The organism is Acinetobacter sp. CWB-G5, from assembly GCF_019209785.1.
GTDB classification, from domain to species: Bacteria; Pseudomonadota; Gammaproteobacteria; order Pseudomonadales; family Moraxellaceae; genus Acinetobacter; species Acinetobacter johnsonii.
Genome location: NZ_JAHUTF010000009.1, coordinates 34,847 through 47,170, shown reverse-complemented (window position 1 = coordinate 47,170; position 12,324 = coordinate 34,847). Strand labels below are relative to the sequence as shown.

Annotated in this window: 10 protein-coding genes; 5 read left to right on the top strand and 5 right to left on the bottom strand. The window is 42.6% G+C overall.

Features of this window, described 5'->3' with window-relative positions; genetic code table 11:
- Positions 1-113: 113 nt before the first annotated feature.
- Positions 114-1,577, top strand: coding sequence for a phospholipase D family protein (locus KVY11_RS13245; RefSeq protein ID WP_218289221.1), 1,464 nt, complete (start codon positions 114-116; stop codon positions 1,575-1,577).
- A 118-nt stretch (positions 1,578-1,695) separates the two neighbouring features.
- Here the strand turns inward: KVY11_RS13245 and KVY11_RS13240 are convergent, their stop codons facing one another.
- Positions 1,696-2,148: a hypothetical protein gene (locus tag KVY11_RS13240; protein ID WP_218289220.1), complete on the bottom strand. Its 453-nt coding sequence runs from the start codon at positions 2,146-2,148 to the stop codon at positions 1,696-1,698.
- A gap of 194 nt (positions 2,149-2,342) precedes the next feature.
- Here KVY11_RS13240 and KVY11_RS13235 point away from each other — a divergent pair, with 194 nt between their 5' ends.
- The gene (locus KVY11_RS13235) at positions 2,343-2,798 is read left to right on the top strand and encodes an RcnB family protein (protein ID WP_256350775.1); all 456 of its coding nucleotides are present in this window, start codon (positions 2,343-2,345) and stop codon (positions 2,796-2,798) included.
- Positions 2,799-2,868: 70 nt separating this feature from the next.
- Here KVY11_RS13235 and KVY11_RS13230 read toward each other — a convergent pair whose 3' ends face one another.
- From KVY11_RS13230 to KVY11_RS13215, 4 genes are all read right to left on the bottom strand, one after another.
- The gene (locus KVY11_RS13230) at positions 2,869-3,366 is read right to left on the bottom strand and encodes a phosphate-starvation-inducible protein PsiE (RefSeq protein ID WP_004983586.1); all 498 of its coding nucleotides are present in this window, start codon (positions 3,364-3,366) and stop codon (positions 2,869-2,871) included.
- Positions 3,367-3,506: 140 nt separating this feature from the next.
- Positions 3,507-5,288 carry an acyl-CoA dehydrogenase C-terminal domain-containing protein gene (locus KVY11_RS13225; protein WP_218289219.1) on the bottom strand — a complete coding sequence of 594 codons (1,782 nt, stop codon included), beginning with the start codon at positions 5,286-5,288 and terminating at the stop codon, positions 3,507-3,509.
- Positions 5,289-5,485: 197 nt separating this feature from the next.
- On the bottom strand, positions 5,486-7,288 hold the full coding sequence (locus tag KVY11_RS13220; protein ID WP_078425693.1) for an acyl-CoA dehydrogenase C-terminal domain-containing protein: 1,803 nt from the start codon (positions 7,286-7,288) through the stop codon (positions 5,486-5,488).
- A 305-nt stretch (positions 7,289-7,593) separates the two neighbouring features.
- On the bottom strand, positions 7,594-8,211 hold the full coding sequence (locus tag KVY11_RS13215) for a hypothetical protein (RefSeq protein ID WP_218289218.1): 618 nt from the start codon (positions 8,209-8,211) through the stop codon (positions 7,594-7,596).
- Between the two features lie 137 nt (positions 8,212-8,348).
- On the opposite strand from KVY11_RS13215, the gene baeS reads away from it, so the two are divergent.
- From baeS to KVY11_RS13200, 3 genes are all read left to right on the top strand, one after another.
- Complete coding sequence (gene baeS / locus KVY11_RS13210; protein WP_218289217.1) at positions 8,349-10,001, top strand: sensor histidine kinase efflux regulator BaeS; 1,653 nt, start codon at positions 8,349-8,351, stop codon at positions 9,999-10,001.
- 19 nt (positions 10,002-10,020) lie between these two features.
- Positions 10,021-10,707, top strand: coding sequence for a response regulator (locus KVY11_RS13205; RefSeq protein ID WP_004983596.1), 687 nt, complete (start codon positions 10,021-10,023; stop codon positions 10,705-10,707).
- A gap of 211 nt (positions 10,708-10,918) precedes the next feature.
- Entirely contained in the window at positions 10,919-12,274 is a 1,356-nt protein-coding gene (locus KVY11_RS13200) for an amino acid permease (protein ID WP_218289216.1), read from the top strand.
- The last annotated feature ends 50 nt before the right edge of the window (positions 12,275-12,324 follow it).

Below are 12,324 nucleotides of genomic sequence, written 5' to 3'. Positions count from 1 at the left end.
TCTTCTTAAAGGAGAGGGTTAGGGAGAGGTTGCCAAAACATTGACAACAGAAATCCTCTTGAAAAATCAAACAATAAAACCTAGTCTGAGTATATTGGATTAGGTTTTTTGTTATGCGTATCTTTCGAAAATTACATCAAAAGCTCAACTGGACATCGACCCGTTACGTCGGTGTCGTGGTGGGTTTATTGGCTCTGACTTATTTAACCTCCGCAGTTTACCATAGCGTTAAACCACTACCTGATGGGCTGGACTATACGGGCAAGTTGCGTCATGCCGATGTCAAATTTATTGCAGATCAAACCTACATTGATGCACAAGGCAAGCAGCAACAAGATCATCATATTTTCAACGCAGTGTTTAAACTGATTGAAGATGCACAAACCACGATTGTGTTGGATATGTTCTTGTTTAATGATGAAGTGGGGACATCTCAAGCATCACAACGTGCTTTGACACGTCAGCTGACCGATGCGTTGATTGTCAAGCGAAGCTTGCATCCGAATATTGAAATCAAAGTCATTACCGACCCGATTAACTCGGTGTATGGCGGGCTATTACCTGAGCATTACCGTAAATTGCGTCAGGCCGGCGTGGATGTGATTGAAACCGATTTACGTCCGCTACGTGCTTCTAACCCTATTTGGTCAGGTTTTTGGTATATCTGTTGTCAAAATGCAGGCAATAATCCCGATGGTGGTTGGTTAAGAAACCCGTTTGGGGATGAAAAAATTACCCTACGTAGTTATTTAAACTTATTTAATTTCAAAGCTAATCACCGCAAAACTTTGGTGGTCGATACCGCCGAAGGTTGGAAAACCTTGGTCACATCGGCAAATCCGCATGATGGCAGTTCACGACATTCCAATGTAGCGTTGTTGGTAACAGGCAATACCGCAATAGATGTGTTGAAAACAGAGCAAACTGTGGCTCACATGTCTCAGGGCGATGTACCGATGGTGATTTTGGGCGAAATTGCAGGAAATCCATCTCAACCTCAGGTACAGGTGCTGACTGAAGAAGCAATCCTAGATGCAACACTTAACTTGTTGAATACTGCAAAAGCCAATGACCAGATTGATTTGGCGATGTTCTATTTGTCTGAGCGTCAAATTATCAATGCTTTAAAAGATGCACAGAAGCGCGGCGTTAAGCTTCGGATTTTACTCGACCCCAATAAAGATGCATTTGGTCGTCAAAAGAATGGAATTCCGAACCGTCAAGTTGCGTCTGAGCTTAATGATGCAGGAATTACAGTACGTTGGTGTAATACTCAAGGAGAGCAGTGTCATAGCAAAATGATTTTAAAACGCCATGCACAAGAAGCAGAGCTCATTTTAGGTTCTGCGAATTTTACCGCACGGAATTTGAAGAATTATAACTTAGAGACCAATTTACGTGTGATAGGCCAGTCTAATGCAGCGGTGTTTACAGATGCTCAGCAATATTTTGATGGGGCATGGTCGAACTTAAATGGTCGTCAAATGAGTGTGGGCTACGAGCAATATAAAGATGAGTCGAAACTCAAATATGGGCTATACCGCTTTATGGAGTGGAGTGGTTTATCGACGTTTTAATTTCGAGTTCCTTTTTCCATTTCTTGCCGTTTCATGAAAAGCGGCACTTTCTCTATTGTGCAAGATGAAAAGTCCCTCTTTTTAAAGAGGGATTTAGGGAGATTTAATTTTTAAGATTTTACTGTTCAGGATTTGGCGGGATGATCTCATCCAAATCTTTATCGGTCATGTTATCGAGTTCATGTAGATCAGTTTTGATTTTCCATTTTTCAATATCTTCTACAGGGCTTGGTAGGCGTGCTTCTAACCAGTCACAAATGACATCAGGTGGAAAATCAGGATGGTTACACTGAATGACCCATGCCAAGAATTGCTTGGCTTCACCATTCATATACGGCGGCGGTGACACAGGTAAAAACTGCGTCGGTAGGCGCTCATTTTTAGAAATATAGTTCAGTACATGTCCCAACTCTTGTACCGTTTGCCATGCCAAAGGATGATCTACATCAATTTGAAACTTAAACCACCATGCACTTTTTCCATCTGTGCCATAAGCATCAATCAGATTTTTTTGAATACTGGGCACTTTTGCAAAATATTCATAGAGTCGATCAAAACTTAATTCAGCCACGATTGTTCATCCAATACATTTATAAACAAAGATTAAGTATAAACTGAAAACATATACGATTTTTTGCTTTTCAAAGAAATCCTGCTTCAAACCTTATAGTGGTGATAACGGCCAGTGATCTAAAATTGATAACTTGTACATTTTTTATCCACAAAATAGGTTTAAAATAATAATATTCACCTCAGTGGAGGAAGATGATGAAATATTTAAAAATAATCTATGGAATAAGTTTACTCAGCTTATTTCCTGCACTGAGTTTTGCTCAACCAGCGACGCGTTATTATGGAAAACCGCTGACTTCGCAAACGCAGCGTTTCCCAACCTATGCTGGGCCGTATCAAGGAGCAATGCCCAGACCTACATCACCGCCTCAAATTGAGCCCCCTCATCACAGACCACCTCCACACCATCCACCACATGGCGGATATCCGATGCGACCGGGTGTGAGTATTATTTACCGAGCACCCAGCTATTCAACCTATAGTCAGGAAACCAATAGCTATGTGTATGGGGATGGCGACTCCAGTATTGAAAGCCGTGATTATGTGCTGATTACCGATTGGCGACGTTTGGGATTGCCAGACCCACCTGAAGGCATGCACTGGATCTATGAAAATGGACGCTACGCTTTAGAAGCGGATTCAAAATAAATGAATCTTTGATTGATACAGAAAACCCTCCGTTGTTTAGACGGAGGGTTTTTTAGTGGTCAATAAAGAATTAAGCGAGTTCATCATCTTGTGGGCGTGGTGTTTTCCCTTCAGGTAAAGGCTTGTCGGCATGTTTATCCCGAATTACTGAAGGATAATTCCACGATGCATAACGCACCACTAAGATTGCAATCGCCATAATTAAAATTGAACCCGTAATAATCACCAAATCCATATCAGCTTTGTGGTCATGCTGGATATCGGAAATTAAAAGTCGGGTGAGCGCAGTGATGGCGATATAAATTAAAAAGCGGACAGGCATGTGGTTGGTTTTAAAATAGATACCAACCATTGCGCCCAGTTCGAGGTAGATGAATAACAATAAAATATCATCAATCGAGGCATATTGTTTAATGGTCAGGATCTCATAAACGGTATGTCCTGCCGACCAAATCACCATACAGCCAATAATAAATAAAGCCACATAGTGAAAGCTTTCTACTGCAGTATTGCCCAGTTTATCGAGGAGGGTTTCTATTTTCTCTATTTTAGGGTCACGGTTAGTCATGGCTGCCTCCTGATATGTTGATGGTGGTTTATTGCATCATAAGCAAATTTCATGCACATGACGTATAAAAGCAAAAATAAAGCTGAGTAATAAAAAAACGCCTGACGAAGCAGGCGTTTTTTTATTCAGTCTTTAAGCGATTAAGCTTGGCTGGTGAAGTAGTCTTCAGAGAAGTTCATGATAACTTCTGCACCTGCTTTTACTTTTGCAATACGTAAGTCGATTTCAGGCAAAATACGTTGAGCAAAATAAGCTGCAAGCGCAAGTTTGTTTTGATAGAAGTTACCATCTTTAGCTTTTGCAGCATTGGCAATTCTTGCAAACATATAGGCAAAGCTGAGTAGGCCGACTGCATGTAAGTAATCTACTGCTGCTGCATTCGGGAACTCTGCACTTTCAGCAGCACGTTCAAGGATGTACTTGGTCACTTCTTCCACTTCAGTTGCTGCATCGAGTGTTGCATCTTTAATGAAGTTTAGGTCTGCATCTAAGCCGTTAGCAAAGTCACGGATTTCAGTAATGTAGTCTGCGATGAATGCACCACCACATTTAATGGTTTTACGACCGATTAAATCTTGAGACTGAACGCCGTTGGTACCTTCATAGATTTGTGCAATACGTAAGTCACGTACACATTGCTCCATGCCCCATTCACGAATATAACCATGACCACCGAAGACCATTTGTGAATCAATTACTGCGTTAAAAGCAGTATCGGTTAAATACGCTTTTGCAATTGGGGTTAACAAGGCAACGCGGTCATTGGCTGCTTTCACAGCTTCAGGGTCTGTTGAGAACTTGGTGATATCCAGTTGCTGACCCACGTAAACTGCAAATGCGCGAGATGCTTCATTATTGGCACGTGCATTCAGCAACATACGACGCACATCACCATGAACTAAAATGCTGTCTGCAGGTTTAGCCGGTGATTGAACACCAGACGCGCTACGACCTTGTAGACGGTCTGTTGCGTACTGTGCAGCATTTTGGTAGGCAAATTCAGATGCACCTAAACCTTGAATACCCATCGATAAACGTTCGTAGTTCATCATCACGAACATTGCCGCAAGGCCTTCATTTTCTTTACCGACCAAGTAACCTTTGGCACCATCAAAGTTCATTACACAAGTCGCAGACGCTTTGATCCCCATTTTGTGTTCAATTGAACCTGGACCTGCCGCATTACGCTCGCCTACAGAACCATCTGCATTCACTAGGAATTTAGGCACGATGAATAATGAAATACCACGTGAACCCGCAGGTGCATCAGGAGTTTTTGCCAAAACTAAGTGAATGATGTTTTCAGCTAAGTCGTGGTCACCGCCAGTAATAAAGATTTTAGTCCCTGTAATGTTATAGGTACCGTCTTCGTTACGTTCAGCTTTAGTTTTGATAATGCCTAAATCTGTACCTGCATGCGGTTCAGTTAAACACATGGTCCCAGACCATTCGCCTGAGTAAATTTTAGGTAAATAGGTTTCTTTTTGTTCTTGCGATGCGTAGCTGTTCAGCGCCATGCCAGCACCGACAGAAAGAAGCGGGTAGAGCATAAATGATGGGTTAGTTGCGAACAGCATTTCATCTGCTAGAACCGTCAGCATTTTTGGCATGCCTTGACCGCCCCATTCTTCATCAGCCGCTAAGCCAATCCAGCCGCCTTCAGCATATTGCTTAAACGCTTCTTTAAAACCAGCAGGTGTAGTCACTGCGCCATTGCTAAAAGTTGCGCCTTCTTCATCACCTGTACGGTTTAAAGGCAGGGTTACGTTCTGCGCAAATTTAGCCATTTCTTCGAGGATCGCTTCAGCCGTCGCACTGTCTACATGAGCTAGATTTTCATTAGACTGCCAGAACTGATCTGCATTGAAAACGTCATTGAGGATAAATTTCATATCCGCAAGTGGGGCATTATAAATTGGCATGTTCGTTCACCTGTTTATTGTTTGAATCTCTGTAGACTTAGGACAGCTTAATTAACAACGGAGAGCGTTGTTAAATGACCCAAGCGAAATAACGCTCTATTTATAAAGAAAAAGGACCGCCAAAGCTATGACTGTCCTTTTTCATTTCTGTACTCAAGAGTACAACTATTTCGAATATCGAATTAGTTATTAATTACTTAGAATGCAAAGTGCTCTGCATCTAATGCGAGTAATGGTTCTACGCCACCAGCAATCACATCAACGTGTGAGCGAACACGTGGAAGAATCTTCTTGAAGTAGAAACGAGCTGTAGTGACTTTCGCATTATAGAAGTCAACGTCAGTTGTACCTGCAGCCAATGTTTCTTGTGCAACAAGTGCCATACGTGCCCATAGGTAAGCAAGCGTTACATAACCAGAGAAGTAGAGGTAATCGACCGCAGCAGCACCCACTTCATCTGGGTTTTGCATTGCTTTCATACCAATTTGCATGGTTAAGTCGCCCCACTCTTTGTTTAGAGCAGCAAGAGGTTCAACAAACTCTTTCATTGCCGCATTGTCTTTGTTTGCTTCAACAAATTTGTGAATAATCTTAGTGAAGTCTTTCAACATTGCACCTTGAGTACCCAAAACTTTACGACCTAACAAGTCAAGCGCTTGGATTTCAGTTGTCCCTTCGTATAGACACGCAATACGTGTATCACGAACGATTTGTTCCATACCATGCTCTGAAATAAAGCCGTGACCACCAAACACTTGAACGCCGTGTTTTGCAGATTCAGAACCTGTTTCAGTCAAGAATGCTTTTGCAATTGGGGTAAGGAGTGACAAGATGTTGTCAGAAGATTTACGCTCTTCTTCCGTTGCACCTTGCTCAACCACGTCCGCATGTAGAGACAATAAGTAAACAAGTGCACGACCACCTTCAGCAAATGCTTTTTGAGTTAACAGCATGTTACGAACAGCAGGGTGAACAATAATTGGATCGGCTTCTTTTTCTGGTGCTTTAGGACCTGTTAAAGAACGCATTGCCAAGCGGTCTTTCGCATAGGTTAATGCACCTTGGAATGCACCTTCAGATGCAGCAAGACCTTGAACAGCAGTACCAATACGTGCGGTGTTCATGAAAGTGAACATGCAGTTTAAGCCACGGTTTTCAGGGCCAATCAAGAAACCTTTTGCATTGTCAAAGTTGATTACGCAAGTTGAGTTACCATGGATACCCATTTTGTGTTCGATAGAACCACAACGCACCGCGTTACGCTCACCCACACTACCGTCTGCGTTTAAGTTAAACTTCGGTACGATGAATAAAGAAATACCTTTGGTGCCTTTAGGTGCGCCAGGAAGACGAGCAAGTACAATGTGAACAATGTTCTCAGCCATGTCATGTTCACCCGCTGAGATAAAGATTTTCTCACCAGTGATTGCATAGCTACCGTCAGCTTGTGGCTCAGCTTTAGTACGGATAATACCCAAGTCAGAACCAGCGTGTGATTCTGTTAAGCACATCGTACCTGTCCAAACACCTGAAACAAGGTTTGGTAAGTAAGCATCTTTTTGTTCAGCTGAACCGTGATGTTCTAAAGTACGAACTGCACCATGAGAAAGACCTGGGTACATGCCCCATGCCCAGTTTGCAGTACCGACCATTTCTGAAATCACGTTACCCAAAGAAACAGGTAATGCTTGACCGCCGTATTGTTCTTCAGCAGAAAGAGACGGGAAGCCAAGTTCGATATATTTTTGATACGCTTCTTTAAAGCCAGTTGGAGTTGTAACAACGCCATCATTCCAAGTACAACCTTCGCGGTCGCCGCTTTGGTTGATTGGAGATAATTCGTTTTCACAGAAATCTGCAGCAGCTTCTAAATATTGGTCAACCAATTCACGGCTTACGGTTTCCTGAAATGCAGGCAATTTAGAATAGTGTTCTTCTGCATTCAATAGCTCATGCAGTACGAATTGCATATCACGTAAGGGCGCTTTGTATTGTGGCATATCGGTTTCCTCAATACTGGTTTAACCAGCTTATAATCCTAATAAACATAAAAACGTGTCTTCTTTGACACGGATTGGAATAACTTAATCGTGCAACATCTTCTAATTTGGTACAAGCGGTTCAGGTGCTTTTCTTGGTGACTGTAAAGTCAAATAAATATTATTCAAAATCGCTAAGTGCACTGAGTGTAAACAGTTTTGCTGCTTTTGGCATGACATAAATAGTCAAAAAGCGTAAAAAGTTATGTCCAATAAAAAAGGCGCAATTTGCGCCTTTTTTATATATTTATGCTTTTTAAAGTGGCTTAAGCAGCCTTATTCGGTGCTGAAACAGGGGCTTTAGGCTGGAAGTGAACGATACATTTGCCATCTACTGTTTGTGTGCCAACTTTTAACTGCACGACTTTACCATCGGTTTGACCTTGGCAGGCTTTGGTCGCAGCTTGTTGGCGCGCTTGACGTTCAGCTAAACGTTGATCGTATTGCTGAGTTAACTCAGCACGTTTCGCATCGGTTAGTGGTTCGCCACGCTGCATACTCATGCCACGGAATTCACCACGATCGGCTTGATCACCACGCATTGGGTGGTGTTCACCACGTTTCATTTCATCACGGTTCGGTTTAAATGAAATCGCACATGTGCCTTCTAGTGTTTGTTCACCTGCTTTAACTTGGACTGCTGAACCCACTGCCTTGCCATCGCAGGCTTTTTTAATGTCTTGCATGACCTGCTTGCGTTCAGTACGCATTTTTTCAAACTGTTCGCGTTGTTCAGGTGTCATGTGACGGTCTTTTTGATAATGACCATGCATATGTTGCGACTGCTCCATATCTTTTGGTGCTTGGGTGGATTGACAGGCAGTCAATGCACCTACAGATAAAACGCTGGCAGTGGCTAACGCAATTTTTGTCATCTTATTCATTCTACAACTCCCCCATACAAGAGCATGTGATTTTGGATGATTAAAGATTAAATAATAAAGATGTAGAAACAATGGAGAGTTTTTTGGTGCAGTGTTCTATACAATAACAAGGCAAAAGAACGACCGAGAGATTGCTTTTGAAGATTCGCCGCGTACCGATTGCTTTACGCTTATTCCTCACTGTATTGCTGACCACTTTGGTGATTACCACGGTGAGTTTAGGTGTGCTGCATTGGACGATGCAAAAGAATTTTGCTAAATATGTGGCGGACGTGGAAATGCAAAAGCTCGATCATCTGATTGATAACTTAGCAGGCGTTTATAGCACTTATCATGACTGGGGCAATGCTATTCAAGCGCAAATTTTGCAGATTGAAGGACATGCCGCGCCAGATGATTATGACCGTCTCTCTCGTTGGTGGTTGCGCCGCCAGTACGATATTGCTCTGCAACAGCGTTATTTTAAAGAAAATACCAAAACCTTACTCAGTGATGTCTCTACCACTGAAGTCAAACATGAAAAACAGATTTTAACAGAACAAGAACTGCAAGCTTTGGAGGAAAACTTACCTTCGGAGTTTCAACCCTTTGAAGGTTTAAAGTTCCCGCTCAGCGCCAATCAAAATGTTTTCCGTCCAGATCGTAAAAAAGAAGAGATTGAACAAGAGAGCAAACAAAACACAGGCAAAAAACAGTTTATTTCCACGCCTGACCGTTTAGGTCTTAGTTCGCGTTTGTCTTTATACGATACACAGCGTCAGTTCGTGGTCGGTGAACCCTCGGATGATCAAGTTTCTTTCCGTCCTATTGTGGTGAATAACCAAGTCGTGGGCTACTTGGGGTTGAAACCAGTCCTCGATCAAGATGATGCGTTGAGTATTAATTTCTTTAGTAACCAAAAACGTTATTTATTGCTGGTCTATGGTTTAACCGTTTTTGCCAGTTTAATTGCTGCGTTGTTACTTGCGACTTATTTTAAGACACCGATTCAACGCTTGTTGAATGGTACGCGTGAATTAACGAAGGGTAATTTTCAGCATCAGGTTAAAGTGAATCGAAACGATGAGCTGGGTGATTTATCTAATGAACTGAACCAACTGGCGGTGATTTTAGATCAGCATGAAATTTCGCGTCGTCAGTGGGTGTCAGATACTTCGCATGAGTTGAAAACACCGCTGGCAGTGTTACAAGCGCAGATCGAAGCGATGCAAGACGGAATTCGAAAACCAACACCTGAGCATTTTGAATCGATGTTACGCCAAGTCACCAGTTTGAAAAAACTCACGCATGACTTGGCCGATTTGGCGCAAGCGGAAGCACAGCAATTAAACTGTTATTTTGCAACCGTGAACCCGTGGGCGGTGATTGAGCAAGAAGTGGAAAACTTTAAGCCCAAATTTGAACAAGCCCATTTAAGCATCAGTGTCGAAGGTGAGGGCGCTGAGTTACAACTTGATATTGACCGCTTTAAGCAAATCATGGTCAATTTATTGGGTAATAGCATTCGTTATACCGAAGCAGGTGGTCAGGTTCGAGTTCATACGGAACAGTCTGCAACAGATTGGACAGTCTATGTCGATGACAGTCCATATGGTTTAACTGATGAGCAACTGGCACGACTCGGTGAGCGTTTCTATCGAGTCGATGACTCGCGTACGCGGAGCACAGGTGGTACAGGTTTAGGTTTGGCTTTATCGGCTAAACTGGCACAAGCTTTGGGCGGCGAATTGAATTTTGATCATTCGCCTTTGGGTGGTTTACGTTGCAAGTTAACGTTCCCAAAAAAATGAAACACAAAAGGAAGTATGTATGAAACATATTATGCTGGTTGAAGATGAAGTAGAACTTGCACAATTGGTCCGCGATTATCTTGAAGCAGCGGGCTTTGAAGTCAGTATGTTTCACGATGGTCAGGACGCATTTGATAGCTTTACGCAACGTAAACCGAGTCTGATGATTTTAGATTTGATGGTGCCGCGTATGGATGGTTTGACCATTTGCCGTAAAGTCCGTGAACAGTCGGATTTGCCGATTATTATGGTCACCGCACGCACCGAAGAAATTGACCGTGTGCTTGGCTTGAACATGGGAGCAGATGACTATGTGTGTAAACCCTTTAGCCCGAAAGAATTGGTAGCGCGTGTCCAAGCTGTGTTACGCCGTTTAGAACGTAAGGCTGAGCCTGAAGATCAGTCTTTGTTCCGTATGGATAAAGCGCAGCAACGCATTTGGTATCAACAAAAGCCTTTAAACCTAACACCGACCGAGTTTCGTTTACTGGAGTTGTTTTTAGAGCATGTGGGCCAAGTCTATTCACGTGCGCAGTTACTGGATCATATCAACCCAGACAGCTTTGAAGTGGCTGACCGTGTGATTGATAGTCATATTAAGAACTTACGTCGTAAGATTTCGGATGCAGCTGAAACAGGCAACCGTCATGAATGGGTTCAGGCAGTATATGGTGTAGGCTACCGTTTTGAATATCCTGAAGATTAATTCGGTTTTCTGAACGATAGAAGAAGCGGATAAGCCTAGGCTTATCCGCTTTTTTTATGGGATTCAAGCAAAACGGCAATCAAAATCAGCAGTTCACTTAAATCTCCAACTGGTGAAATGAAACCGAGCAATCTGCAATTTAAAAGGACAAGACTGGTTGATCGTCTGTGCAAGCGGTACAATTCATTTTTTTATCAGATGAGCATGTGTTTTGAGCAGCGAGACGCCTAAACTTCAGCGCCGTTTAAAGAACCGCCATATCCAGTTGATCGCCATGGGTGGTGCAATTGGCACAGGGCTGTTCTTAGGTTCAGCACATATTATTGAATCTGCTGGCCCATCGATTATTTTGGGTTATATGATTGGCGGTTTGATTGCATTTTTAATTATGCGTCAGCTCGGTGAGATGATTGTGCATGAGCCAGTGACGGGTTCATTTAGCTACTTTGCTTTTAAATATTGGGGGCGGTTTTCAGGCTTTTTAACGGGCTGGAACTACTGGGTGCTGTACATCTTAGTGGTGATGACTGAACTGACCGCGATTGGCAAGTATGTGAATTACTGGTGGCCACATATTCCTGCGTGGGTCTCGGTGCTGGTGTTTTTTGTGGTGATCACACTGGCCAATCTTGCCAATGTCAAACTGTATGCAGAGTCTGAGTTTTGGCTGTCGATGATTAAAGTTGTGGCGATTATCGCCATGATCATCTTCGGGGTTTATCTGTTGTTGACGGCTGATGTCGGTTCAACCGCATCTGTCACGAACTTATGGGCACATGGCGGGTTTTTCCCACATGGTTTTGAAGGCTTGTTTTATATGCTGGCCTTTATGATGTTTGCCTTTGGCGGCATTGAGCTGATCAGTATGGCGGCTGCGGAAACCGAAGATCCTGAAAAGAACATTCCAAAAGCCGTCAATCAAACGGTGATTCGGGTTTTCCTGTTCTATATTTGCTCGCTGGCGATTCTTTTGTCTTTAGTGCCTTGGAATCAATTGGATTTGGGTGGCTTAGATAAAAGTCCATTTGTGCTTATTTTTAAGCAAATTGGCATTGATTGGGCAGCGCATTTACTGAATTTTATTATTCTGACTGCATCGGTTTCTGTTTGTAATAGTGGGATGTATGCCAATAGTCGCATGCTTTTAGGTCTGGCAGAACAAGGCAATGCCCCGCAAGTTTTTAAGCAGGTTAATCGACAAGGGACACCGATTGCGGCTGTTTTATTTTCAGCATTACTGATTTTTGGTTGCGTGCTGTTGAATTACTTTTTGCCTGAAAAAGCGCTCAGTTATCTGATTTATATTGTGGTCAGCGCGGCGGTGTTGAATTGGATGATGATCAGTTTGATTCATCTTAAATTTAGACAGAGTATGAAAAAGCAGGGCATTCAAACTAAGTTTCCAGCGTTATTTGCACCGTTTAGCAATTATTTTGTTTTAGTGTTTATGCTGATGATTTTATATATCATGTGGAATCAAGGTTTTATGCTTTCCGTGTTGATGCTTCCTGTCTGGGTCCTCGTGTTATTTGTTTTATTTAAAACATTGAAGACGAAGAAGAGCTAAAGCGCAGGTAATGATGTTGAAAAGGACTCAATATGAGTCCTTTTTTATTG

What these genes read in the sequence shown, in the direction of transcription:
- KVY11_RS13230 (WP_004983586.1), bottom strand. Translation starts at nt 3,366, where the DNA reads ATGACTAACCGTGACCCTAAAATAGAGAAAATAGAAACCCTCCTCGAT.
- KVY11_RS13205 (WP_004983596.1), top strand. Translation starts at nt 10,021, where the DNA reads ATGAAACATATTATGCTGGTTGAAGATGAAGTAGAACTTGCACAATTG.
- KVY11_RS13220 (WP_078425693.1), bottom strand. Translation starts at nt 7,288, where the DNA reads ATGCCACAATACAAAGCGCCCTTACGTGATATGCAATTCGTACTGCAT.
- KVY11_RS13225 (WP_218289219.1), bottom strand. Translation starts at nt 5,288, where the DNA reads ATGCCAATTTATAATGCCCCACTTGCGGATATGAAATTTATCCTCAAT.
- KVY11_RS13245 (WP_218289221.1), top strand. Translation starts at nt 114, where the DNA reads ATGCGTATCTTTCGAAAATTACATCAAAAGCTCAACTGGACATCGACC.
- KVY11_RS13215 (WP_218289218.1), bottom strand. Translation starts at nt 8,211, where the DNA reads ATGAATAAGATGACAAAAATTGCGTTAGCCACTGCCAGCGTTTTATCT.
- KVY11_RS13235 (WP_256350775.1), top strand. Translation starts at nt 2,343, where the DNA reads ATGATGAAATATTTAAAAATAATCTATGGAATAAGTTTACTCAGCTTA.